Source organism: Nonomuraea purpurea (assembly GCF_042650645.1).
GTDB classification, from domain to species: domain Bacteria; phylum Actinomycetota; class Actinomycetes; order Streptosporangiales; family Streptosporangiaceae; genus Nonomuraea; species Nonomuraea purpurea.
The window spans coordinates 123,450-146,595 of the sequence record NZ_JBHSBI010000016.1 but is presented as its reverse complement, the minus strand read 5'-3'; the positions used below and the strand labels follow the sequence as shown (position 1 = coordinate 146,595).

At 70.4% G+C, this 23,146-nt stretch carries 20 protein-coding genes; 12 read left to right on the top strand and 8 right to left on the bottom strand.

Going from position 1 to position 23,146, the window contains the following annotated elements; translation table 11 throughout:
- Nucleotides 1–22: 22 nt before the first annotated feature.
- Nucleotides 23–556 (bottom strand): winged helix-turn-helix transcriptional regulator, encoded by a 534-nt coding sequence (locus tag ACFOY2_RS30030; RefSeq protein ID WP_379531455.1) that lies wholly within the window; start codon nucleotides 554–556, stop codon nucleotides 23–25.
- 67 nt (nucleotides 557–623) lie between these two features.
- On the opposite strand from ACFOY2_RS30030, the gene ACFOY2_RS30025 reads away from it, so the two are divergent.
- From ACFOY2_RS30025 to ACFOY2_RS30010, 4 genes are all read left to right on the top strand, one after another.
- On the top strand, nucleotides 624–1,064 hold the full coding sequence (locus ACFOY2_RS30025; protein ID WP_379531454.1) for a tautomerase family protein: 441 nt from the start codon (nucleotides 624–626) through the stop codon (nucleotides 1,062–1,064).
- Between the two features lie 73 nt (nucleotides 1,065–1,137).
- Nucleotides 1,138–2,055, top strand: a complete 918-nt coding sequence (locus ACFOY2_RS30020; RefSeq protein ID WP_379531453.1) for a LysR family transcriptional regulator — start codon at nucleotides 1,138–1,140, stop codon at nucleotides 2,053–2,055.
- Nucleotides 2,052–2,924: a serine hydrolase gene (locus tag ACFOY2_RS30015; RefSeq protein ID WP_379531452.1), complete on the top strand. Its 873-nt coding sequence runs from the start codon at nucleotides 2,052–2,054 to the stop codon at nucleotides 2,922–2,924. Before ACFOY2_RS30020 ends, ACFOY2_RS30015 begins: the two co-directional genes overlap by 4 nt.
- 58 nt (nucleotides 2,925–2,982) lie before the next feature.
- Nucleotides 2,983–4,941: an acetoacetate--CoA ligase gene (locus tag ACFOY2_RS30010; protein ID WP_379531451.1), complete on the top strand. Its 1,959-nt coding sequence runs from the start codon at nucleotides 2,983–2,985 to the stop codon at nucleotides 4,939–4,941.
- Nucleotides 4,942–4,947: 6 nt separating this feature from the next.
- Here the strand turns inward: ACFOY2_RS30010 and ACFOY2_RS30005 are convergent, their stop codons facing one another.
- Entirely contained in the window at nucleotides 4,948–5,604 is a 657-nt protein-coding gene (locus ACFOY2_RS30005; RefSeq protein WP_379531450.1) for a response regulator, read from the bottom strand.
- Complete coding sequence (locus ACFOY2_RS30000) at nucleotides 5,601–6,869, bottom strand: sensor histidine kinase (protein WP_379531449.1); 1,269 nt, start codon at nucleotides 6,867–6,869, stop codon at nucleotides 5,601–5,603. Before ACFOY2_RS30000 ends, ACFOY2_RS30005 begins: the two co-directional genes overlap by 4 nt.
- Before the next feature lie 136 nt (nucleotides 6,870–7,005).
- Between ACFOY2_RS30000 and ACFOY2_RS29995 the strand changes: the two genes are divergently transcribed.
- The 4 genes from ACFOY2_RS29995 to ACFOY2_RS29980 all read left to right on the top strand — a co-directional run bounded on the left by ACFOY2_RS29995 (nucleotide 7,006) and on the right by ACFOY2_RS29980 (nucleotide 11,302).
- Nucleotides 7,006–7,923: an ATP-binding cassette domain-containing protein gene (locus ACFOY2_RS29995; RefSeq protein WP_379531448.1), complete on the top strand. Its 918-nt coding sequence runs from the start codon at nucleotides 7,006–7,008 to the stop codon at nucleotides 7,921–7,923.
- Nucleotides 7,920–9,440 carry an ABC transporter permease subunit gene (locus ACFOY2_RS29990; protein WP_379531447.1) on the top strand — a complete coding sequence of 507 codons (1,521 nt, stop codon included), beginning with the start codon at nucleotides 7,920–7,922 and terminating at the stop codon, nucleotides 9,438–9,440. Before ACFOY2_RS29995 ends, ACFOY2_RS29990 begins: the two co-directional genes overlap by 4 nt.
- Nucleotides 9,437–10,213, top strand: coding sequence for an ABC transporter permease (locus ACFOY2_RS29985; RefSeq protein WP_379531446.1), 777 nt, complete (start codon nucleotides 9,437–9,439; stop codon nucleotides 10,211–10,213). Before ACFOY2_RS29990 ends, ACFOY2_RS29985 begins: the two co-directional genes overlap by 4 nt.
- Nucleotides 10,214–10,360: 147 nt before the next feature.
- Nucleotides 10,361–11,302 (top strand): L,D-transpeptidase family protein, encoded by a 942-nt coding sequence (locus ACFOY2_RS29980; RefSeq protein WP_379531445.1) that lies wholly within the window; start codon nucleotides 10,361–10,363, stop codon nucleotides 11,300–11,302.
- On the opposite strand, the gene ACFOY2_RS29975 is transcribed toward ACFOY2_RS29980, so the two are convergent.
- The 5 genes from ACFOY2_RS29975 to ACFOY2_RS29955 form a co-directional block, all read right to left on the bottom strand.
- On the bottom strand, nucleotides 11,290–12,681 hold the full coding sequence (locus ACFOY2_RS29975) for an FAD-binding oxidoreductase (protein WP_379531444.1): 1,392 nt from the start codon (nucleotides 12,679–12,681) through the stop codon (nucleotides 11,290–11,292). The genes ACFOY2_RS29980 and ACFOY2_RS29975 overlap by 13 nt on opposite strands.
- 58 nt (nucleotides 12,682–12,739) lie before the next feature.
- Nucleotides 12,740–14,356, bottom strand: a complete 1,617-nt coding sequence (locus ACFOY2_RS29970; protein ID WP_379531443.1) for an NADH-ubiquinone oxidoreductase-F iron-sulfur binding region domain-containing protein — start codon at nucleotides 14,354–14,356, stop codon at nucleotides 12,740–12,742.
- Nucleotides 14,357–14,468: 112 nt separating this feature from the next.
- Nucleotides 14,469–15,317 carry a hypothetical protein gene (locus tag ACFOY2_RS29965; RefSeq protein WP_379531442.1) on the bottom strand — a complete coding sequence of 283 codons (849 nt, stop codon included), beginning with the start codon at nucleotides 15,315–15,317 and terminating at the stop codon, nucleotides 14,469–14,471.
- Between the two features lie 72 nt (nucleotides 15,318–15,389).
- Nucleotides 15,390–15,815, bottom strand: a complete 426-nt coding sequence (locus tag ACFOY2_RS29960) for a DUF1996 domain-containing protein (protein WP_379531441.1) — start codon at nucleotides 15,813–15,815, stop codon at nucleotides 15,390–15,392.
- Nucleotides 15,812–16,456 carry a DUF4142 domain-containing protein gene (locus ACFOY2_RS29955; protein WP_379531440.1) on the bottom strand — a complete coding sequence of 215 codons (645 nt, stop codon included), beginning with the start codon at nucleotides 16,454–16,456 and terminating at the stop codon, nucleotides 15,812–15,814. The genes ACFOY2_RS29960 and ACFOY2_RS29955 overlap by 4 nt, the downstream gene beginning before the upstream one ends.
- Before the next feature lie 117 nt (nucleotides 16,457–16,573).
- Between ACFOY2_RS29955 and ACFOY2_RS29950 the strand changes: the two genes are divergently transcribed.
- From ACFOY2_RS29950 to ACFOY2_RS29935, 4 genes are all read left to right on the top strand, one after another.
- Nucleotides 16,574–17,119: a sigma-70 family RNA polymerase sigma factor gene (locus ACFOY2_RS29950; protein ID WP_379531439.1), complete on the top strand. Its 546-nt coding sequence runs from the start codon at nucleotides 16,574–16,576 to the stop codon at nucleotides 17,117–17,119.
- Nucleotides 17,119–17,316, top strand: coding sequence for a zf-HC2 domain-containing protein (locus tag ACFOY2_RS29945; RefSeq protein ID WP_379531438.1), 198 nt, complete (start codon nucleotides 17,119–17,121; stop codon nucleotides 17,314–17,316). Before ACFOY2_RS29950 ends, ACFOY2_RS29945 begins: the two co-directional genes overlap by 1 nt.
- An 84-nt stretch (nucleotides 17,317–17,400) precedes the next feature.
- On the top strand, nucleotides 17,401–18,204 hold the full coding sequence (locus tag ACFOY2_RS29940; protein ID WP_379531437.1) for a tryptophan 2,3-dioxygenase: 804 nt from the start codon (nucleotides 17,401–17,403) through the stop codon (nucleotides 18,202–18,204).
- Between the two features lie 38 nt (nucleotides 18,205–18,242).
- Nucleotides 18,243–23,117 carry an NAD-glutamate dehydrogenase gene (locus ACFOY2_RS29935; RefSeq protein WP_379531436.1) on the top strand — a complete coding sequence of 1,625 codons (4,875 nt, stop codon included), beginning with the start codon at nucleotides 18,243–18,245 and terminating at the stop codon, nucleotides 23,115–23,117.
- The last annotated feature ends 29 nt before the right edge of the window (nucleotides 23,118–23,146 follow it).

The following is a 23,146-nucleotide window of genomic DNA, read 5'->3' as shown; positions in this document are numbered from 1 at the left end:
TTCGAACACCGGCCGACGCGCCTCACGGCCGGTCCGGCTGGGTCAGCCGTTCGGCGAGCACCCAGGTGCCAGGGCCCTGGCGACCGCCTGGGCCGGGATGGACCTTGACGTTGTCGGCGGTGACCTGCCCGCCGCAGTGGGGGCAGGTGACCAGCGGGGTGAACAGGTTGCCGCACGGCCGGTGCTCAAGCAGAGCCGGAGGGCCTTCCGTGAGCCCGGCCCACTGGTTGCCCCACGCCATCAGGGCCATCAGCACGGGGACGAGGTCGCGGCCCGCCTGAGTGAGTTCGTACTCGTGGCGCGCAGGACGCTCCTGGTACCGGCGTCGTTCGAGGATCCGCTGCGCCACGAGCTGGTCGAGCCGGGCGGTCAGCAGGTTGCGGGAGATCCCGAGGTCGGTCACCAGGTCGTCGAAGCGGCGGACGCCCAGGTAGACGTCTCGGATGATGAGGGGCGTCCACCAGTCCCCCACGATCTCCAGGCTGCGGGCGATCGCACAGCTCATCTCGGCGAAGCTGGTCCTGCGCATGCCGTCGAGCATAGAGGGTTGCCTCATTGAACGCACCCGAGTAGCTTCGACCCAAAGGAGAGTTCAATAAGAAAACCCTCAAGGAGGGGAAGGTATGCCGTTCGTCGAGGTGTTCGTCCCGCGCGGCGCGCTGCGCGAGGACCAGCGGGCCACCCTGTCAGAAGAACTGGTCGCCGAGGTCATGCAGGTGGAGGGCGCCCCGGACACCGAGGCCGCAAGATCCATCTCCTGGCTGGTCTTCCACGACGTGGACGCCTGGTCCGTCGGCGGGGCCGCGGTGCCGGCCGATGAGCCCGCCAGGTACGTCGTCCGCGTCAGCGTCCCTGAAGGCTCCCTGGACGACGACAAACGCGCCGAAATGGTTCGCCGGGTCACCGCGGTGCTGGCCAAGGCCGACGACGACCCCGACCGGCTCTACGCCGAGCCCTCCGCGTGGGTGCATCTCATCGAGATCCCTGACGGCAACTGGGGAGCGTTCGGCCGCGTCGTCCGGCTGCCCGACATCATCGACTACGTCATCGGGCAGCCCGCCTGATGAGCCGGTGCCATAGGTGTCCAATGTTGATATGTCGGCTTTAGGGATATAAATCTAGATATAGTTGCTGGTCATGGACCTGGTCCGGCACCTGCGCTATTTCACCGTGGTGGCGGAGGAACTCCACTTCGGCAACGCCGCTATCCGGCTCGGCATGGCGCAGCCGCCGCTCAGCCAGCGCATCAAGCGCCTGGAGGAGGAGCTCGGCGTGCGGCTGTTCGACCGCTCGGCCCGCCAGGTCCGGCTCACCGAGGCGGGCCGGTTGCTGCTGGGCGAGGCCCGCGAGATCATCACCAGGGTGGACCGGCTGCACGAGCTGGCCAGGCACGGCGGCGGCGCCGTGCTGAAGGTCGGCGTCCCGCCCGACCTGGCCGCCGCCGTGATCGCCGCCCTGGTCGCCGGCTTCCGCGAGACCAACCCCGAGGTGCGCCTCGCGCCCGCCGAGATCTGGACCGCCGACCAGGTGACGGCCCTGGCGGAGGGCACGATCGACGTCGGCCTGGTACGCCATCCCGTCTCCGCGCCCGGGCTGCGCTTCGGCCAGGTCCTGGTGCAGCCGCAGGGCGTGCTGCTGGCGGCCGGCGACCCGCTCACGAGCGTCGGCGAGGTGCATCTGGCCGACCTGGCGGGCCGGGAGCTGCTGATGCCGCCGAAGGAGGGTGAACCCGGGCTGCACGCCGAGACGCTGTCGGAATGCCGCCGCCACGGCTACGTGCCCGCGCAGGTGCACCAGGGCGCCGGGCTCGGGCTGGTGCTGGCCGGGGCGGCGGTGGCGTTCGGGCCGAAGGTGGAGCAGCCAGGGCTGGCCTGGCGGCCACTGCTAGGCTCGCCGATCGCGTGGCGGGTCTCCATGGCCTGGCGCGTGGCGACGGCCGCGGTCAGCGACTTCTCGGCCGTGGCCGTCCGGACATTGAAGGGGAGCGCCGGGATGACGGACGAAGGCGCCACGCCCGCGCGGCGGGTCAGCCGCAGGCCGGGGATGCTGGCATGACCCCTTCTGATTTCACCGGACCCGACTTCGACGCGCTGTTCCGCGCCGCCGGCGTGACCGGCTGGCTGTTCGCGAGCGACATCGACTCGGGACGGGAGCTGGGCCACGGGGCCGACGAGCCGCTGCCCACGGCCTCGATGTTCAAGGTGCCGCTGCTGATGGCCTTCTGCAGGCAGGCCGACGCCGGGCTGCTGGACCCTGCGGAGCGGGTGACGGTGACCGAGGCGGACCGGGTGTCGGGGCCGACGGGGATCTCGGCCATGCTCGACGACGTGACGATCTCGCTGCGCGACATGGCGTACCTGATGATCGCGGTGAGCGACAACAGCTCGGCCGACAAGCTGCTGGCCAGGGTGGGGCTCGACGCGGTCAACGCCATGCTGACCGGCTTCGGGCTGGAGCGGACCAGGCTGTGGTCGGGCTCCAGGTACCTGGTCGAGAGCCTGAGCGTGGACGCCGGGCACGGGTGGCCTTTCCTGGACCCGGAGGACATCGTCCGGATGAGCGCGCTCGACCCCGCCCGCGCCAACTCCAGCACCCCGCGCGAGATGGCCGCGCTGTTCGGGATGATCTGGCGCGACGAGGCGGCCTCCGCGCAGTCGTGCGCCTGGATGCGCGCCGTGCTCAACATGCAGGTGTGGCCGCACCGGCTGGCCTCCGGCTTCCCGTACGACGACGTCGCGGTCAGCGGCAAGACCGGCACGCTGCCGACGTTGCGCACCGAGTCGGGCGTGGTGGAGTACCCCGACGGCGGGCGCTACGCCGTGGCCGTCTTCACCCGATCCTTCAGCACCGCGCTCAACCAGCCGCGCGCCGACGCGGTGATCGGCACGGCCGCGCGTATGGCGGTGGACCACCTACGGAGATAGCAAGGTATGTGGGGAGTCAGGTATGACTTTCCCTTGGTCTGGCGACAGGATGGTGCACATGGTTGCTGAGGGCACGCTTCTCTGGGAGCCGAGTGACGAGATCGTGGCGGCGGCGCGGTTGACCCGCTACATGGAGTGGGCGGGCCGCTCAGGAGCCTACGAGGACCTGTGGCGGTGGTCCGTCGACAGCCCGCGGGAGTTCTGGGCGTCGATCTGGGAGTACTTCGACGTGATCGGCGAGCGGGGCGAGGGCCCCGTGCTCGACGGGACGATGCCGGGCGCCACCTGGTTCGCCGGCAGCTCGATCAACTACGCCGAGAACGCGCTGCGCCGCGAGACGGGCACCGCCGTCGTGTTCGTCTCGGAGGAGGGCGGCAGGCAGGAGCTGACCTGGGCCGAGCTGCGCGACGAGGTCGCCCGCGTACGGGCGGGCCTGGTGCGTCTGGGCGTCGGGCGCGGTGACCGGGTGGCCGGTTACCTGCCGAACATTCCGCAGGCCCTGATCGCCTTCCTGGCCACCGCCTCGCTCGGCGCGATCTGGTCGGCGGGCTCGCCCGACTTCGGGGTGCCGAGCATCGTCGACAGGTTCAGGCAGATCGAGCCCAAGGTGCTGATCGCGGTCGACGGCTACCACTACAACGGCAAGAGCTACGACCGTTCGGCCGCCGTCAACGAGATCGCCGCCGAGCTGCCCTCCTTGCGCGCCACCGTGTGGATCCCTTACCTGACCGCCGCCGCCGAGGGTCGCGCCCCCCAGCAGGCCGAACCCACGCCGTCGAACAGCCGGGAACTGCCGCACGGCGAGGTGATCGGCTGGGAGGGGCTGCGGGCCGAGGAGGGGCCGCTGGAGTTCGAGCGGGTGCCGTTCGACCACCCGCTGTGGATCCTCTACTCCAGCGGCACGACCGGGCTGCCCAAGCCGATCGTGCACGGGCACGGCGGCGTGGTGCTGGAACACCTGAAGTCGCTCGCCTTCCACCAGGACCTGGGGGAGGGAGATGTGTTCTTCTGGTACACCACCACGGGCTGGATGATGTGGAACTACCTCGTCGGCGCCCTGCTGGTGGGGGCCACACCGGTGCTGTACGACGGCTCGGCCACCTTCCCCTCCGCCGCCGCGCTGTGGCGGATCGCCGCCTCTGAGGGAGTGACCTACTTCGGGGTGGGGGCGCCGTACATCATGGCCTCGCAGAAGGCCGGCATCCACCCGGAGGGGCTGGACCGGCTGCGCGGCGTCGGCTCGACCGGGGCGCCGCTGCCGCCCGAGGGGTTCGCCTGGTTGGCGGAGGAGCTGCCGGGCGTCCCCCTGGGGTCGTTCTCCGGCGGCACCGACGTGTGCACGGGGTTCGTCGGGGCGACCATGCTCCATCCGATCAGGGCGGGCATCATCCCGTGCCGGGCGCTGGGTGCGCGGGTGGAGTCGTTCGACCCGAGTGGCAAGCCGGTCGTCGGTGAGGTGGGCGAGCTGGTGCTGACCCAGCCGATGCCGTCGATGCCGGTGATGTTCTGGAACGACCCCTCCGGCGCGCGGTACTTCGACAGCTACTTCGACGTCTACCCGGGCGTGTGGCGGCACGGCGACTGGATCAAGATCAACGAGGACGGAAGCTGCGTGATCTACGGGCGTTCCGACTCGACGCTCAACCGGGGCGGCGTCCGCATGGGCACCAGCGAGTTCTACCGGGTCGTCGAGCGGTTCGAGGAGATCGCCGACAGCCTCGTGATCGACACGGGGCAGCTCGGCCAGGAGGGCAGGCTGCTGCTGTACGTGACGCTCGTCGAGGGCGCCACGATGTCCGAGCGGCTCGAACGCGACCTCTGCGCCGCCCTGCGCAGGGAGCTGTCACCTCGCCACGTGCCCAACGAGATCCACGCCGTCCCCGGCATCCCCCGCACGCTGTCGGGCAAGAAGCTGGAGGTGCCGGTACGCAAGATCCTGCTGGGCACGCCGGTCGAGGAGGCGGCCAACCCGGACGCCATGGCCAACCCCGAGGTGCTGCGCCACTTCAGTCCGTGACAACGATCAGAACCGGCCGCGCGGCACGACCAGGCCCGTTTCGTAGGCGGCGACGACCGCCTGCGTCCTGTCGCGCAGGCCGAGCTTGTTCAGCACCCGGCTCACGTGCGTCTTGACCGTCTCCTCCGTGACCACCAGCCGGGCCGCGATCTCCGGATTGGACAGCCCCTCCGCCACGAGCCTGAGCACCTGGGTCTCGCGCGGCGTGAGCGCCGACAGCGCCGCGACCGGGGCGTCGGACCTCGGGCCCAGCCGGGCGAACTCGCTGATCAGCCGCCTGGTCACCCCCGGGGCCAGCAGCGCCTCGCCGGCCGCGATCACGCGTACCGCGTCGAAGAGGCGTTCGGCGGTGACGTCCTTGAGCAGGAAGCCGCTGGCGCCTGCGCGCAGCGCGTCGTAGACGTACTCGTCGAGGTCGAACGTCGTCAGGATCAGCACACGCGGCCCGCCGGCCAGCAGCCTGGTGGCCTCGATGCCGCCCATGCCGGGCATGCGCACGTCCATCAGGACGACGTCCGGCGACAGCTCGCCGCAGATCCGCACCGCCTCGGCCCCGTCGGCGGCGGTGCCGACGACCTCGAAGTCGGGCTGGGTGTCGAGCAGCTCGGCGAACCCCGTGCGCACGACCAGGTGATCGTCGGCGATGACGACGCGGACCTTCATCCGGTGCTCTCCTCCCGTCCCGGCAGGCGGGCCTCGACGCGGAACCCGCCGCCGGTCGCGGGGCCGGTACGCAGTTCGCCGCCGAGCGCGGTGGCGCGCTCGCGCATGCCTGACAGGCCATGGTGGTGGGCGTCGCCGCCGCCGTCTGTGGGCGGTCCCGGGCCGTTGTCGCGGACGAGCACGCGCAGGTCGTCGCCGGTGTAGTCGAGCTCCACGTCCACGGCCGCGCCCGGCGCGTGCCGCCGCGCGTTCGTCAGCGCCTCCTGGATGATCCGGTACGCGGCCAGTTCCACGCCGGGATCCAGCTCCACCGGCGCACCCCGCAGGGTGAGCCGGGTGCTCGTCCCCGAGGCCGCCCGCGACTCGTCGAGCAGTTCGTTGAGCTCGTGCAGGCGCAGCCCCGGCTGGGGGCGCCAGGTCGCGGCCGACTCGTCGGCGTCTTCACGCAGCACGCCGAGCAGCCGCCGCATCTCGGTCAGCGCCGCCCTGGCGGTGTCGCCGATCGCCAGCAGCCGTTGCGCCCCGGCCTCCGGCATCCCGGGGACGGCCAGCCGGGCGGTCTCCGCCTGCACGGCGACCATGGAGATGTGGTGGGCGACCACATCGTGCAGCTCGCGGGCGATGCGGGCACGCTCGCCGCGGGCGGTGTGCTCAAGCAGGCTGTCGGCGATGACCTGCCGGGCGGCCGTGTCGGCCACGGCCTGCGCCCGCGAGCGCCTGGCGATCCCGGCCAGCGCCGCCACCGGCGCCAGACAGGCCAGCAGGAACACAAGCGCGGGCAACCGCACGCCCTCGGGACCGTCGAGCCCGAACGCCCGCGGCCTGCCGCCCACTTCGAGCGCCACCGCCAGCACCGGGAACGGCACGGTGACCAGCACGGCCGTCGCCTGCGACCTGTGACGGCCCAGCCGGTAGCCGGCGACGAGCTGCGCGACCAGCCCGGCCGTGGTCAGCGTGTGGAAGGCGGTCGCCGACAGCAGGCCCGCCCCGCACAGCACGAGCGCGGCCAACGTCGGCTGCGTCCACAACAGGGGCAGCGGCAGCGTGGTCGCCAGCGCGAGCAGCGGGATGATCACGGTGCCATCGTCGGCCGCGGGCCCGGGCGGGATCGGCACGCCGACCGGCACGGCCTCGGTCTGGCTCAGCGCGGGCAGGCCCCCGGACCGCGCCACCGACTCCACCACCGCGAGCAGCGCCAGCAGCACCCCGGCCACGACAGGCCCGTACGGGCTCAGCGCGGCCTGGACCCTTCGCACCCTTTCCACAAAGCCCATTGTCAGGGGCGTAAGGGTCGGTCGGCATCCCTCGTGGGAGTGACGCCGGGTAGCTGACGCCAGTGACCGCCGGAATCGCTCGGCCGCGTGACGACCGCACCGGGGGCCGCTGCCTAATGTGCCTGTCGTGGAAGCAACCATCGAAGTCAGCGGGCTGCGCAAGCGGTTCGGGCAGACACGGGCGCTGGACGGGATGACGTTCGGCGTGCAGGCCGGGCAGGTGACCGGGTTCGTCGGGCCCAACGGGGCGGGCAAGTCCACCACGATGCGGGTGGTGCTCGGCCTGGACGCGGCCGACGAGGGCACGGCGCTGGTGGGCGGGCGGCCGTACACGAGCCTGACCAGCCCCCTGCGTCACGTCGGCGCGCTGCTGGACGCGGGGGCCCTGCAGCCGAGCCGCACCGCCCGCAACCACCTGCTGTGGCTGGCCCACTCCCAGGGATTCGCCGCCGCACGCGTGGACGAGGTGATCGACCTGGTCGGGCTGGGGACAGTGGCCAGACGGAAGGCGGGCGGGTTCTCGCTGGGCATGCGCCAGCGGCTCGGGATCGCCGCCGCGCTGCTCGGCGACCCGCCGGTACTCATGCTGGACGAGCCGTTCAACGGCCTCGACCCCGAAGGCATCGTGTGGATCCGCGGCCTGCTGCGGTCGCTGGCCGCCGAAGGGCGGGCCGTGCTGGTCTCCAGCCACCTGATGAGCGAGCTCCAGGACACCGCCGGCCACCTGGTCGTGGTCGGCAGAGGCAAAGTAGTGGCCGACACCAGCGTGGCCCGGCTGATCGAACGCGCCTCCGACGGCCTCGTCGCGCTGCGCACCACGGCACGCTCGGAGGCCATGTCGGCGCTGGCCCACGCCGGGGCCACCGTGAGCGCCACGGGGCCCGACACGCTCACCGTCTCGGGGCTGACGGCCCAGGACGTCGTAGGCGTGCTCAACGCGCGCGCGGTGCCGTTCTCCGAGGTGTCCGCCCACCGGGCCACGCTGGAGGAGGCGTACCTGGACCTCACCAGAGACGCGGTCGAGTTCAAAGGGGCCGCCCGGTGAGCGGCTTCGCGCGGCTGTTGCGCGCCGAATGGACCAAGCTCCGCACCGTCCGCGGCTGGACGGCGGGGACAGTCGCCGCGGCGCTGCTCGTCACGGTGCTCGGGCTGTTGTTCGCCAATGCCAGCCATTCGTCGTGCAGCAACGGCCCGGTCGAGGTGCCCTGCCCCGCCCCGCTGATCGGGCCGGGCGGCCAGGCCGTCGATGACCGCTTCTACTTCGTCCACCAGCCGCTGGACGGCGACGGCGCCATCACGGTGCGGATCACCTCCATGACCGGCCAGATCCGCCTGCCCGACTCCACCCCCGGCCTCAGGAACGTCACCGCCGGCGTCGTGCCGTGGGCCAAGGCCGGAGTCATGGTCAAGGAGAGCACCAAGCAGGGCTCCCCGTACGCGGCCGTGATGCTGACCGGCGACCACGGCGTACGGATGCAGCACAACTTCACCGAGGACGTGGCGGGCAAACCGGGCAAATCCCCGCGCTGGCTGCGGATCACCCGCACCGGCGACACGATCACCGGCGAAGAGTCCGCCGACGGCCGGCGGTGGACCACGGTCGGCACGGCCCGCCTGGCCGGGCTGCCGTCCCGGGTCAGGATCGGGCTGTTCGCCGCCTCCCCCGGGGATCTGCGGGTGTCGCGCAACGCCATCGGCGGGTCCGTCTCCGCGGACCGCTTCGCCGAGGTCACCGCCATCATGGACCAGGTCGGCGTGCGCGGTGCGGCGACCGGCAGGTCGTGGAGTCGCGACGACATCGGCGTGTCGTACGAGCTCGACGGCGTCACGCCGCACCACCCCGGCGGTCTCGCCAGATCCGGTGGCACCTTCACCATCACCGGAGTCGGCGACATCGCGCCGACTCCGGGCGGCTCCCGCGTGGAGAACACCCTGATCGGCCTGGTCGTCGGGCTGATCGTGATCCTGGTCGTGGCGGTGCTGTTCGTCACGGCCGAGTACCGGCGGGGGCTGATCCGCACGACGCTGACCGCCAGTCCGCGTCGCGGCCGGGTGCTCGCGGCCAAGGCCGTCGTGATCGGCGCCGCCGCCTTCCTGTCCGGGCTGGTGGCCGCGGCCGTCACGGTCCTGGCCGGGAAGAGGATTCTCAGCGGCAACGGCATGCACCTGCTCCCGTTGTCGGCGCTCACCGAACTGCGGGTGATCGTCGGCGCGGCCGGGCTGTTCGCCGTCTCCGCGGTGCTCGCCCTGGCGCTGGGGGCGCTGCTGCGGCGCAGCGCCATCGCGGTCATCGCCGCCGTCGTGGCGGTGATCCTCCCGTACGTGCTGGGGGTCGCCTCCATCCTGCCCGAGGAGGTGTCGGAGTGGCTGCTGCGGCTGACTCCCGCCGCCGGGTTCGCGGTCCTGCAGAGCGTCCCTGAGTACGCGCACGTGCTCGGGCACTACGCCCCGGTGGCCGGCTACTACCCGCTGCCGCCTTGGGGCGGGTTCGCGGTGACGTGCGCTTACGCCGGGCTCGCCCTCGCCCTGGCCGCGGTCCGGCTGCGCGAGGAGGACGGGTGAGGCGGGAGTTGCGGGCCGAGTGGACGAAGGTGCGGACCGTGGCCGGGCCCGGGTGGTTGCTGCTCGCGCTCGTCGTGCTGACCGTGGGGGTCGGCGCCGTGGCGGTCAACGCCGTCACCTGCGCGTCGGCGGGGTGTGGTCAGGACGCGATCCGGCTCGGCCTCGTCGGCGTCCAGGTCGGGCAGGCCATGGTGGCGCTGCTGACCGTGGTCGCGGTCTGCGGCGAGTACGGGTCGGGGATGATCAGCACGAGCCTGGTCGCGGTGCCGCGCCGGGTCACGCTGCTGGCCGCCAAGGCGGGCGTGGTCACCGGGCTCACGGCGGCCGGGGGGAGCGTGGCGGTGCTCGGGTCCCTGCTGGTCGCGGGGGTGCTGTTGCCGGAGAGCGGGTTCACTCCGTCGCACGGCTACCCGCCGCTGTCCCTCGCCGATGGGCCCACGTTGCGGGCCGCCGCAGGGTCGGTGCTCTACCTGGTGCTGATCGCCCTGCTCAGTCTGGGGGTCGCCGCCGCCGTGCGCGACTCCGCCGTCTCCGCCGGAGTCGTGCTCGGGATCCTCTACCTGCTTCCGCTGGCCGTCCGGCTGGTCTCCGACGAGGACACGCAGCGGATGCTCTGGCGGCTCGCGCCCACCAACGCCGGGCTGACCGTCCAGGCCACCACGGATCTGGCCGTCCTGCCGATCGGGCCTTGGGAGGGGATCGGCGTGCTCGCCTGCTGGACCGCCGCCGCCCTTCTTGCGGGCGCGCTTCTCCTACGCACCCGCGACGCCTGACCCCGTTTTGCGGGACATCACCCTAATAAAGTGAAATGCCAGTATTTGGTGGAACCTATTGGGCTGGCTGGGTTTTTGATGGACAAGACCGTTTATGGGAGGTGGGTTATCGGCTATCTGGGTAGGCGTTGATTTATGAGGATAAAAGTGCGCGGAATTGTTGCTCTCGCTGTCGGCTGCGGCCTGCCCCTCCTGGCGACGCCTCCCACCAAGGCCGCTTCCGCCAAGGCGGTCGACACCGGAACCGGACCCGCCGACACCACGCCCGCCGAGACCGGGCCCGGCGACACCACGCGCACTCGGACCACACGTACCGGGACCGTGCCCGCCGGGACCGGGCCTGCCGACACCACGCGCACTCGGACGACGCGTACCGGGACCGTGCCTGCCGACACCACGCGCACCGGGACCGGGCCTGCCGAGACCACGCCTACCGAGACCACGACCGCCAGGACCGCGCCCGCCAAGGCGGAGATGGTTGTGCTCAGGCCGGGGGACCGGGGTGCGAATGTTCTGCTCCTGCAGCGTAAGTTGCGCCGTGGCGGCTACTACTTCGGCAACGTGAACGGGGTCTACGACGACCAGACCAAGTTCGCGGTGTGGGCGTTCCAGAAGAAGCGGCGGCTGAGGCCGCAGGGGGCGGTCGGGCCGGGGATCCTGCGGGCGCTGGAGCGTCCTGCGCGCAACCGTCCGCTGGTCCCCACGGGCGCCGACAACAGGGTGGAGATCGACCTGCGCAACCAGCTCCTGACCGTCTACCGGCAGCGCCGCCCGGTGCTGATCAGCCACATGTCCACCGGCGCGGAGCGGAGTTACTGCGAGAACGGCCACTGCGGCAACGCCGTCACGCCGGTGGGGGACTTCCGCGTCACCAAGCGTTCGCCCGGCTGGAGCACGGGGCCGCTGGGCGCGATGTACAACTCGCTCTACTTCGTCGGCGGGATCGCGATCCACGGCTCGACCAAGGTGCCGCTGACGCCGGCCTCGCACGGGTGCGTGCGCATCCCGCTGACGACCTCCGTGCGCCTGTACAGGATGGTGCAGGTCGGTGAGCCGGTGTACGTGCGCGGCAAGGCCTACACGCCCTGAGGGAGCCGGAAGAGCCGGTCGGGGTCGTACGTGGCTTTCACCTCGGCCAGCCGCGCCGCGTTCGGCCCATAGTACGCACTTCGCCAATTCGCTAATTCAGCATCAATATAGTTCACGTAGGCGTGGTTCCCGAAATATGGGGACATGTCGGAGTGAATTCCGCGGAGCCAGCTCCGATCCATGCCTTCCTGGTAATACTGCACACTGAAAAGGGCCGCCCGATGGGGAAAGGCCGTCTCCGCCGGTCCGACCCGGCCGATGGCCCCTCCCATGGCGTCCATGAGCACGGAGTGCCGCCCGCCCCGACGTACCCCGTTCACCAGCGCCCGCACCCCGTCCGCGGGCAACGGCCGGTACGCCAGGTGCGACTTCGCCGAGAACGCCGTCCGAGGTTTGCGCCGGCACTGGGCGACCGACATCGACGAGCAGCCGCCCATGATCTTCATGGCGTCCAGATGGGAGACCGACCGGAGGTAACGCGACGACGGCCGTCCGACCTTGGCGACCAGCGGGGTCAGCAGCCGGTCGAGCGACGAGGGGCGTCCCGCGTACGTGCCGGTGATCTGCACGTCGAGCCCGCCCGCCGACCGCGTCAGGTGCAGCGTGGACCACAGCTCGTCCGGCGTGGAAGGCCCCCACGACTGCCACTCGCGCAGCGCCGCCCCCGCCCCGGCCCACGGCCAGTGCAGGGAGAACACGGTGAGGTCGCGCGCCGCGTGCGTCCTGAACGTGAAGGACACGGCCACGCCGAAGTTGCCGCCGCCACCGCCCCTGCAGGCCCAGTAGAGCCCGGCGTGCCGCCGGGCGTCGCAGGTCAGCAGCCGCCCGTCGGCCGTCACGACGTCCACGGAGTCGAGGACGTCGCAGGTGAGCCCGTGCTGCCTGGACACCGTCCCGAGCCCGCCGCCCAGCGTGAGCCCGCCGATGCCGACCGTGGGGCAACTGCCGGCGGGGATGCTCACGCCGTGGTGGAAGAGCCGGTCGTAGACGTCGATCAGCTTGGCGCCCGCGCCGATCACGGCCCGGCCGCCCGCGTAGGCGACCGAGTTCATCCCGGACACGTCGATCACCAGCCCGGAGCCGGTGGACCAGCCCGCGTAGGAATGGCCGCCTGACCGGGTGGTGACGGGAACGCCGTTGGCCCGCGCGAACGCCAGGCACGCCGACACGTCGGCCGCGCTGGCACAGTAGGCGACCCCGCCCGGCCTGACACGGTCGAAAGCGGGGTTGTACAGGCGGCGAGCGCCGTCGTACCCGGCGTCGCCCGGCAACACCAACGTCCCCGCCAAGCCTCTCCTGAGCCTGGCCCAGTTGGGCGGCGGCGCGGAGAGCGCCAGCGGGGCGAGCGCGGCGGCGTGCAGGAAGTTCCGGCGGTCCATGGCGCCTCCCATCGGTGATGAGACGGCCGGCTGAGCCGCCAGGTTGGTCACATCCTCATCACCCGGCCGTGCCTCCGAGCGGAGTGGGCACCCGGGTCAGCCGGGGCACGCTCGTTCCGGCCTTCTTGAGCACGCCGTCCTTGACCAACCGCAGCGGCGACCCGTTCGGCTTGGGCGGCGGCCCGCCGTGCCCGTCGGAGGTCTGGGCGAGCCGCAGGGCCAGCGCCGGGCACATGTCGACGGCCCGCCGCGCCTCTTTGGCCATGAAGGCGGGGACGTTCCTGAAGGAGGGGAACCCGTAGTCGTCCAGTTCGACGAACTCCGGCAGCAGGTGCGCGCAGAGCCCGTGCCCCTGGCAGCGGGACCAGTCGACCTCCAGCCGGTAGTCGGGCTCGGCCTCGTACTCGGGCATCGGCAGCACGCCGCGGACGGGCCTGTCGCACGAGCCGTGCTCCAGGTGGTTGGCGATCTCGGTCTCGAACGAGTCCAGCGCCGACAGCACGAACTTGGCCGTGCCGTCCGGGTGGAAGCACGCGCCGCGCCGTTCGACCAGGCGGACGGAGCGCCGTACCGCGTCGACCGAGCCCGTGCCCTCGACGAGGGCGTACATGGCCCTGGCGATGTCGGGCAGGCCGAGGCGGCAGGGGCCGCACTGGCCCGCCGACTCGGCCGCGAGGTAGGCGGCGACCCTGGCGGCCTCGCCGAGCGAGCACGTGGACTCGCCCAGCGGGACGATGATGCCGGCGCCGAGGGTGGCGCCGGCCCGCTTCATGCCCTCGCGCGAGAGCACGGCCGTCTCCACGGCCTCCGCCGACAACCACGCGCCGTGGTATCCGCCGATGAGCACGCCGTCGCCGATCTCCGCCTCGCACAGTCCGAGCACGTCGGCCAGGTAGGTGCCCGTCGGCGCCTCGATGACCGCGCCGTTGGCCGCGCCGCCGCTGACGGTGAGCAGGATCGTGCCCGGCTCCTTGCTCGTGCCGACCTCGGCGTACTTGGCCGGGCCGAGCTCGGCCAGCAGCGCGAACTGGGCGTAGGTCTCCGTGTTGGACAGCAGGGTAGGCAAGCCGTCCACGCCGCTGGTGGCGGCGCGCTTCTTCCTGCCGGGCGGGATGCCCTCCTCGCCGTTCACGGCGCGCACGAGCGCCCCGCCCTCTCCTGAGATGAACCGCTCCTTGATGCCGACCACGCGGATCGGCACGCGGCTCTCGGCGCCGCCCGACACGTTCGCCGCCCGGCGCTCGGCCACGGCGGCGGCCACGTTCAGCTCGGCGACCTCGCCTCCGGCCGTGGCGACGACCACCTCGCGGGCGCCGAGCGCCTCTGCCGCCAGCACCGCCCCGTCGAGCACGAGATGCGGGTTGCGGGTCAGCAGCATGGCGTCCTTGGAACTGGCGGGTTCGCCCTCCGCGCCGTTGACCAGCACGACGCTCTCGCCCGAGCCGGCCGCGTCGGCCACGGCCCGCAGCTTGCGCGCGAACGGGAAGGCCGCGCCGCCCCGCCCGCGCATGTCCACCTCGTTGATGTGGGAGATGAGCTCCTCCAGCTCACGCGGCTCTGGAAGGCCGTGGAGCGTACGGTGGGCGGGCAGGTCCAGCCGCCGGGTGTGGTCGAGCCCGGCGGTCAGCCGGGCCGGACCCATGCGTAGCACCCGTGGCACCCTGGCCGGGATCACGATCGCTCCTGGGCAACTGCGAGCAGGCTCATCCGGCCTCCTGGTCTGTCCGCCGGACGGGCGGCGCGCAGTTTCCGCCCCTCCGGTCTCTTCGTCCGGGAGAGGTGCGCGGTCATCCCGCCTCCCGGTATCTGCGCCGAGCCTCGGCGAGGCTCACAGGTGCATTGCCTCCCGCCGCGGCGGCGACCTTCTGCGGGCGTTGCGCCGGCATGGGCCGTTCCGTGGGCATGGGCCGTTCCGCGGGTACGCCCATCGCGGCGGGCGCCGTCGCCGCGGGGCCTTCGATTCGTTCTGTGACGATCGGCGGCCGGCGGACGGTGGCCAGCACGCGTACGATCAGCGCACCGCCGACCGCCGCCAGACAGGCCACGTAGGACCAGGCCACCCATCCGGCCGGTGGCCGGCCGGCCGTCAGTCCGTGCATGATCGCGATCGGCCAGGCCAGGTACGCGGCGGAGTGCAGGACCCGCCACACCCACGGCCTGGTTCTGATCGCGAAGCGCCCCCTCATCATTCCCGTGAACACGGCCACGAGCATCAGCTCGAAGGCCAGTGCGCCCATCCCCACTTCCAGCCGGGCTACGGGCAGAACCGCTGCCCCCAGCGGCACGTGCCCCAGGCTGATCATGAGGGAGATGTGCGTGAGCAGGGAAATCATTCCACCGAGCGCGGCCGCCCGGTGCGCGAACTGGGCTCTGACCCTGTTGGCCGGCGACAGGAAGACGCGTTCGGTGGTGAGCAGTCCGAACGCGACCGTCGTGGTCAGCAGCACCAGAGCGCCGACTCCCGCGTAGAACTCGAGGAAGCTGACCCCTCGGCCGAGCAGCGCGATGCCGCGCTCTGTCCTGGTCAGCGCGAACGCCGACAGCAGGACGGCCATGATCAAGGCGCTCGTCCCCAGCCGGACGTTCCTGGTGTCCAGCTTGGTGGGGGCGTGCCGGGGGTGGCGTCTGTGGAGCATCTGTTTCCCTCCAAGGTCGAGTGAGGGTGCGACTCGGAAGGTGAGCGCCCCGGGGGGTGAGGGCAGTACAGATCAGCAACGGCGGCCCCGGTTGATGCACGAGACGACGGTCTGCATCAGACGATCGGGCATCACGTTGGCGAAGTCGCCGTGGTCGGTGATCGGGTCGTGCTTCTGTTCTGGGAAGGAGTCCACGGCGTACGACGGTCCCTGGGGAACGCTGTACGCGAGGGTCATGCGCAGAGCCGGGGTCGGCCGGGTTCCTTGCGGACAGGCGCCGTTCTGACCGGGGAAGACCACGTGGTCACGGTGATCGGCGCTGTCGGAGTTCTGGCCGTCCCAGCAACTGGGGAAGTTCAGAATACGAAGAACTTCGCTGCCGCGCGGGCAAAGCGCGTACTTGTCGGGACTTATGCGATTTTGGAATCCCGAGCGGCTCCAGCCGGCGCCGCCGTTCGTGGCCGCCTTGGCGGCCGCGGCCACGCGCCCGGATCTCATGCGTGTCTCCTGTTGTCGACCGCCATCGCGACAGGTGGCGCGGGTGCGGGCGTCGGAGGTTCGGGCAACTCGTTGTGGTCGACCAGGCCCGTGGATTCCAGGAGCGTCATGTGCCTCATGACGAAGTTGATGCCTTCTTGGGCGAATTTCCTGATATCCGAGTTGCGGGTCCCCGCCCGCACGGCTGCCACGACGGTGAAGACCTTGCCGTGCGCGGCACGCAACAGGTTCGCGAAGTCCTTGTCGAAAGCGGGGCCGCTCTCCGCGGCCAGCTGGGCCATCCAGCGCTGCTGGTCGGGGTTCGGCTCGTCTGGGAGGGCCACGCCCAGTTTCTTGGCCGCCTGGACGGTCAGGGCGTCCAGCTTCTTGTGATCTTCCATGATCAGCCGGCCGACCTCTTTGACCCGCTGGGACTCGGCGCGGGTGCGCGCGTAGTCACCGGCGGGCATCTCCCAGAGGCCCGCCTGCCGTACTTTGACCAGCAGATCCCGGTCGGCGGCCGTGACCGGGCCGGACGACGTGTCCGTCGACTGGGCTGCCGTGGGATCGATCGAAGGTGGCATCACCAGCACAATCGTCACCGCCGCCGCTACGACGAAGCCGCCGAGCATGAACAACTCGCCGCGCAAAAGCCTGTGCATGGTCGGAGATACGCGGGCATCCTGGGTCAGGTTCACTCATGGCCGGAGATAGTTAGAAATGACTGGAGTTATCTAAGTGGCTACCGCTGAGATAACGAAGGTGTAAAGATGTGCCCCGTGCTAGGTCACCTCGACGGCAGGTTCGAGAGTGCGGAAGCCGAGGCGGAGCATCGCATCGCGGTGCTTTACCAGGAGTTCGGCGGCCCTCTGCTGCGACACGTCCGTAAATCGACAGGTAACGACCTCCAGTGGGCCGAGGATGTGGTGCAGGAGACGCTTGTCAGAGCCTGGCGTAACTCGGCAAGGCTGCAATGGGAACCAAGCCTCATATGGGCGTGGCTACTGACAGTGGCCCGCCGTATCGTTATCGATGGACGTCGACGTAAGAGCGTCCGGCCTCACGAGGTCGAGCCGCCCGAAGTCGACATGATGGCGGTGCCTGACGGCTCGGAGCGTGCCCTGTCGGCGATCGTCGTCGCCGACGCGCTTCGCAGCCTGTCCGAAGAACACCGCGAAGTCATAGAGCAGACCTACCTCCGAGACCGTACGATAAGTGAAGCGGCGGAGATTCTGGGGATCCCGCCGGGCACGGTGAAGTCCCGCCTCTACTACGGGATCCGGGCTCTCCGTGAGCAGTTGCGGGACAAGGGGGTAGCCGGCTGATGCATGACGGGGTGGCCGCGTACGTCCTCGGTGTCCTCGACGAAGAGGAGCACGAGGCGTTCGAACGCCACCTCGACACGTGCAAGCGGTGCCAGGCGGAGTTGATCGAGTTCGCCGAGCTCCCAGAGCAGCTCGACGAGCTCAGGAACGCCCCCTCTGCCTCCGGAGACGACCCCCCTAGGTCGATGTCACGTTGACGTCTATGCCCTTTTCGGGTGGTATCGGAACGGCGAGGCATGGCCCGGTGCACCACGCCGGGTGGTTTCAGGGGGAGGTGTTCGGTGGGCATCGACGGTGATGCGCCCGGTCCCCCGCATCGGCAGTTCGGCGAGGAAGGCGGCCGGCTGTCGTACGGAGGCTACCTCTGCCTGCCCGAGCTCCTCGCTCAGCAGCGGCCCCAGTCGAACGCGCCGGACGAGCTGCTGTTCATCACCATTCACCAGGTCTACGAGCTGTGGTTCAAACTGCTGCTCCACGAGCTGGAAGGCGCCCGTGAGGCCATGTTCGCGGGCGAGCTGTGGCGCGCCCGCCACGTGTTCCGGCGGGTGCACGCGGTGGAACGGGTGCTGATCGAGCAGATCGAGGTCCTGGAGACCATGACGCCCCAGGATTTCCTGGAGTTCCGGTCGCAGCTGGCGCCGGCGAGCGGCTTCCAGTCCGTGCAGTTCCGCGAGATCGAGTTCCTGTCGGGCCTGAAGGACGAGCGCTATCTCGGCAGCTTCCGGCACGCCAGCGACACGGAGCTCGCCAGGCTGCGCCGCAGGCTGGGCGAGCCGACGCTGTGGGATGCTTACCTCACCGCCCTCGCCCGGCGTGGCCTGGCGGTCTCCGACGAGGAGATCATGGCCTCGCTGCTGGCTGTGGCAAGAGATCGCAGGTCCTACGACGACCTGTGGCAACTGGCCGAAGACCTGCTGACCCACGACGAGACTGCCGCCCAGTGGCGGATGCGTCACGTCCAGATGGTCGAACGCCAGATCGGCACCAAGTCGGGCACCGGCGGCTCGACGGGCGCCCCCTACCTGCGCGGTCGAACCCGCCTGCACTACTTCCCACTGCTGTGGGAACTTAGGGCCTGGCTATGACAAGCCATGCCGAACCCTCACAAAGGAGTGAGAGCGAAATGTCGCTCGACGAGGCCAAGGATGAGCTGCTCCAGCGCGCCGCGGAGCGCTGCGCGGCCGGCAATGATCATGTGAACCCGGAGGAGGCGCTGTCCTTCCTGCGGTTCTACTATCGCCATGTCGCGCCGGAGGACCTGCTCGACCGCAACCCCGTTGACGTGTACGGCCCTGCGATGTCGCAGCGGAAACTGGCCGAGGTCCGCCCCCAGGGCAGGGCGGTCGTCCGGGCCTACACCCCCACGTTGGACGAACACGGCTGGGACCCCGGCCACTCGGTGGTCGAGGTGGTCACCGACGACATGCCGTTCCTGGTCGACTCCGTCACGATGGAGCTCGACCGGCACGACCTGGGCATCCACCTGGTGGTCCACCCGCAGATGCGGGTCCGCCGCGACATGACGGGCCGGATGCTGGTCCGCGGCCAGGAAGAGGTCACCGGCCAGATCCTGGTCGAGTCGTGGATGCACATCGAGATCGACCGGCAGGCCGACCCCGAGGTGCTGAAGACGCTGGAGGCCGACCTGCAGCGGGTGCTCACCGACGTGCGCCACACGGTCGAGGACTTCAGGAAGATGCGGGCGCTGGCCGTGCAGACCGCGGAAGACCTGAGCATGAACCCGCCGCCGCTTGAGCCCGCCGAGGTCGAGGACAGCCTCGACCTGCTGCGCTGGCTCGCCGACGGGCACTTCACCTTCCTCGGTTACCGCGAGTACCGCCTTGAGCACACCGACGAGGGCGAGACGCTGCGCGCCCTGCCCGGCGCGGCGCTGGGCATCCTGCGCGACGACAAGGTCGGCTCCGACAGCTTCTCGGCGCTGCCCGCCGAGGTGCGGGCCAAGGCCCGCGAGAAGCAGCTCCTGATCATCACCAAGGCCAACTCCAGGGCCACCGTGCACCGGGCGACCTACCTCGACTACATCGGGGTCAAGATGTTCTCGCCCGAGGGCGAGGTGATCGGGGAGCGGCGCTTCCTCGGCCTGTTCACGCACGTGGCCTACAACGAGTCGATCTCCAGGATCCCCGTGTTGCGCCGCAAGCTGGGCGAGGTGCTCGACCAGGCGGGCCTGACGCCCGACAGCCACGACGGCAAGGACCTCATCGAGATCCTGGAGACCTTCCCGCGCGACGAGCTGTTCCAGACCTCGATCGAGCAGCTCCTGCCGATCGCGCTGGGCGTGCTGCGGCTGCGCGAGCGCAAGCAGGTCAAGCTCTTCCTGCGGCGTGACGACTACGGCCGCTACATCTCGTGCCTGATCTACCTGCCGCGCGACCGCTACACCACCAAGGTGCGGACGAAGATGGAGGAGGTCCTGCTCAAGGCCCTGGGCGGCAAGAGCCTCGACTACAGCGCCATGATCGGCGAGTCGGTGCTGGCCCGGCTGCACGTGGTCGTGCGGGGCGAGCGGGGCAAGCAGCTCCCGCCGCCGGGCGTGAACCTGGAGGAGCTGGAGTCGCGCCTGGCCGCGCTGGCCCGCTCCTGGGAGGACGACCTGGCCACCGCGCTGGGCGAGCGGGCCTCCGAGGAGGAGGCGCCCGCGCTCATCAAGCGCTACGCCTCCGCCTTCCCCGAGGGCTACAAGGCCGACTTCGCGCCCAAGGTCGCCGTGGTCGACCTGCGCCGCCTGGAAGAGCTCGTCGCCGCCGGCGACGACCAGCAGGTGAAGATCAACCTCTACGAGCCGTACGACGCGAGCGACGGCGAGCGGCGGCTGAAGATCTACAAGATCGGCTCGCCCATCTCGCTCTCCCACGCGCTGCCGCTGATCCAGCGGCTCGGCGTCGAGGTCGTGGACGAGCGCCCCTACGAGATCGACCGCGACAACGACCCCGCCACCAAGAACGCCTGGATCTACGACTTCGGCCTGCGGTACACCCCGTCGGACGAGATCGACAGGAACGAGTTCAAGCGGCTCTTCCAGGAGGGCCTGAGTGCCCTGTGGCGGGGGCGGGTGCAGGCCGACAACTTCAACGCCCTCATCCTGCGGGCCGGGCTGACCTGGGAACAGGTCGAGATCCTGCGGATGTACGCCAAGTACCTGCGCCAGGCCGGGAGCACGTTCTCGCAGCTCTACATGGAACGGGTGCTGACGGGGAACGTGCGGCTGTCCCGGCTGCTCGTGCGGCTGTTCGAGGCCAAGCTCGATCCGCGGCGGGGCGACGACGTGCGGATCGATCTCGTGGACGCGCTGAACGAGGAGATCCTGGGGGCGCTGGACGAGGTGGCCTCGCTGGATGAGGACCGGATCCTGCGGGCGTACCTGGAGATGATTCATGCGACATTGCGCACCAATTTCTTCCAAACGGTAGATGGGGTGCGTAAACCGTACATATCGCTCAAGTTTGACCCGCAGGCCATCAGCGTGCTGCCTTTGCCGCGGCCGAAGTTCGAGATTTTCGTGTATTCGCCCAGGGTCGAGGGTGTGCATCTGCGTTTCGGGAATGTGGCGCGGGGCGGTCTTCGCTGGTCGGACCGGATGGAGGATTTCCGGACGGAGATCCTGGGGCTGGTCAAAGCACAGATGGTGAAAAATACCGTTATTGTGCCGACTGGGTCCAAGGGCGGATTTGTCGTAAAGCGTCCGCCTACGTCCGGCTCGCGCGAGGACCTGCTCGCCGAGGGCGTGGCCTGCTACCGGACGTTCATCTCCGGGCTGCTCGACGTCACCGACAACCTCGTCGACGGCAAGATCGTGCCGCCGCCCGACGTGGTCAGGCACGACGGCGACGACCCCTACCTCGTCGTCGCGGCCGACAAGGGCACCGCGACCTTCTCCGACATCGCCAACGGCGTCGCCAAGGACTACGGCTTCTGGCTCGGCGACGCCTTCGCCTCCGGCGGCTCGGTCGGCTACGACCACAAGGCCATGGGCATCACCGCCCGCGGCGCCTGGGAGTCGGTCAAGTACCACTTCCGCACCATGGGCGTGAACGTCCAGACCACCGACTTCACCGTGGCCGGCGTCGGCGACATGTCCGGCGACGTGTTCGGCAACGGCATGCTGCTGTCGCGGCACATCCGGCTCGTGGCCGCCTTCGACCACCGGCACATCTTCGTGGACCCGGCGCCCGACGCCGCCCGCTCCTTCGCGGAACGGCAGCGCCTGTTCGAGCTGCCGCGCAGCTCGTGGGAGGACTACGACGAGAAGCTGATCTCGTCCGGCGGCGGCGTCTTCCCCCGTACGGCCAAGTCCATCCCGATCAACCCCCAGATGCGCGAGGCGCTCGGCATCCCGGCCGGGGTGACGTCCCTGGCCCCGAACGACCTCATCAGCGCCATCCTGCGCGCCCCGGTCGATCTGTTCTGGAACGGCGGCATCGGCACCTACGTCAAGGCGAGCTCCGAGTCCCACCTGGACGTGGGCGACAAGGCCAACGACGCGCTGCGCGTCAACGCGGGCGAACTGCGCTGCAAGGTCGTCGGCGAGGGCGGCAACCTGGGCCTCACCCAGCTCGCCCGGATCGAGTTCGCCCTGAACGGCGGGCTGGTCAACACCGACTTCATCGACAACTCCGCCGGAGTCGACACCTCTGACCACGAGGTGAACATCAAGATCCTGCTCGACCAGGTCGTCCGCGACGGCGAGCTGACCGACAAGCAGCGCAACCAGGTCTTCGCCTCCATGACCGACGAGGTCGCCGACCTCGTGCTGCGCGACAACTACGCCCAGAACGTGGTCCTGGCCGGCGCCACCGCCCAGGCGGTGGATATGCTCCACATCCACGCCCGCTACCTGCGCCGCCTGGAGCGGGACGGCCTGGTCAACCGGGAGCTGGAGTTCCTGCCCTCGGACAAGACGCTGGCCGAACGCCGCCAGGCCAGGCTCGGACTGACCGCCCCCGAGTTCTCCGTGCTGCTGGCCTACACCAAGCTGGTGGCCGACGCCGAGCTGCTCGGCTCCGACCTGCCCGACGAGCCGTACCTGGAGTCGTGGCTGGTGTCCTACTTCCCGTCGGCGCTGCGAGAGCGTTTCCGCCCGTACATGGACGCGCACCCGCTGCGCCGCGAGATCATCACCACCTGCGTGGTGAACGAGCTGATCAACTCCATGGGCACCACGTTCATGCACCGCTTCGGCGAGGAGACCGGCGCCTCCACGCCCGACATCGTGCGGGCCTACCTGGTGGCGCGCGAGGTGTTCGACCTGCCGTCCTTCTACCGGGCCGTGGAGTCCCTGGACAACCAGGTCGACACCGCCACGCAGATCGCCATGCTCCTGGAGGCCCGCAAGCTCGCCGAGCGCGGCACCCGCTGGCTCCTGGTCAACCGCCGGCCGCCGCTGGACCTGGCCGGATCGGTGAGTTTCTTCATGAAGGGCGTCAACGGGCTCGTCCCGCACATCCCCAAGCTGCTCACCGGGCCCGACCTGGCCGCCTACGAGGAGCGCCGCGACTCCTTCGTCGCCAGGGGCGTGCCGCAGGAGCTGGCCGAGCGGGTGGCGGGCATGGTGCCCGCGTACTCGACGCTGGACCTGGTGGAGATCGCGTCCCTGACGGGCCGCCCGGCCGGCGAGGTCGCCGAGGTCTACTTCGACCTGGCCGATCGCCTGCAGCTGGCCCGGCTCAGGGAACGCATCATCTCCCTGCCCAGGGACAACCGCTGGAACTCCATGGCCCGCTCGGCCCTGCGTGACGACCTCTACGCCGCCCACGCCTCGCTGACCCAGGACGTGCTGGCCCACAGCACGCCAGGGCTGTCGCCGGAGGAGCGGCTGGCCCACTGGTCCGAGGCCAACTCGGCGGCGGTGTCGCGGGCCAGGCAGACGCTGTCGGAGATCTGGGAGAGCGACCACTTCGACCTGGCCACGCTCTCGGTCGCCCTGCGCGCGATCCGCACCCTGGTGGCCGCCAGCAACCTCCCCCACACGGAGGCGTAACGGGCTTTGGGCGGTCCCGGGTTCCGGGA

What these genes read in the sequence shown, in the direction of transcription:
- ACFOY2_RS30030 (WP_379531455.1), bottom strand. Translation starts at nt 556, where the DNA reads ATGAGGCAACCCTCTATGCTCGACGGCATGCGCAGGACCAGCTTCGCC.
- ACFOY2_RS30025 (WP_379531454.1), top strand. Translation starts at nt 624, where the DNA reads ATGCCGTTCGTCGAGGTGTTCGTCCCGCGCGGCGCGCTGCGCGAGGAC.
- ACFOY2_RS30005 (WP_379531450.1), bottom strand. Translation starts at nt 5,604, where the DNA reads ATGAAGGTCCGCGTCGTCATCGCCGACGATCACCTGGTCGTGCGCACG.
- ACFOY2_RS29960 (WP_379531441.1), bottom strand. Translation starts at nt 15,815, where the DNA reads ATGAGATCCGGGCGCGTGGCCGCGGCCGCCAAGGCGGCCACGAACGGC.
- ACFOY2_RS29975 (WP_379531444.1), bottom strand. Translation starts at nt 12,681, where the DNA reads ATGGACCGCCGGAACTTCCTGCACGCCGCCGCGCTCGCCCCGCTGGCG.
- ACFOY2_RS29955 (WP_379531440.1), bottom strand. Translation starts at nt 16,456, where the DNA reads ATGCACAGGCTTTTGCGCGGCGAGTTGTTCATGCTCGGCGGCTTCGTC.
- ACFOY2_RS30010 (WP_379531451.1), top strand. Translation starts at nt 2,983, where the DNA reads ATGGTTGCTGAGGGCACGCTTCTCTGGGAGCCGAGTGACGAGATCGTG.
- ACFOY2_RS29965 (WP_379531442.1), bottom strand. Translation starts at nt 15,317, where the DNA reads ATGCTCCACAGACGCCACCCCCGGCACGCCCCCACCAAGCTGGACACC.
- ACFOY2_RS29935 (WP_379531436.1), top strand. Translation starts at nt 18,243, where the DNA reads ATGTCGCTCGACGAGGCCAAGGATGAGCTGCTCCAGCGCGCCGCGGAG.
- ACFOY2_RS30015 (WP_379531452.1), top strand. Translation starts at nt 2,052, where the DNA reads ATGACCCCTTCTGATTTCACCGGACCCGACTTCGACGCGCTGTTCCGC.
- ACFOY2_RS29945 (WP_379531438.1), top strand. Translation starts at nt 17,119, where the DNA reads ATGCATGACGGGGTGGCCGCGTACGTCCTCGGTGTCCTCGACGAAGAG.
- ACFOY2_RS30020 (WP_379531453.1), top strand. Translation starts at nt 1,138, where the DNA reads ATGGACCTGGTCCGGCACCTGCGCTATTTCACCGTGGTGGCGGAGGAA.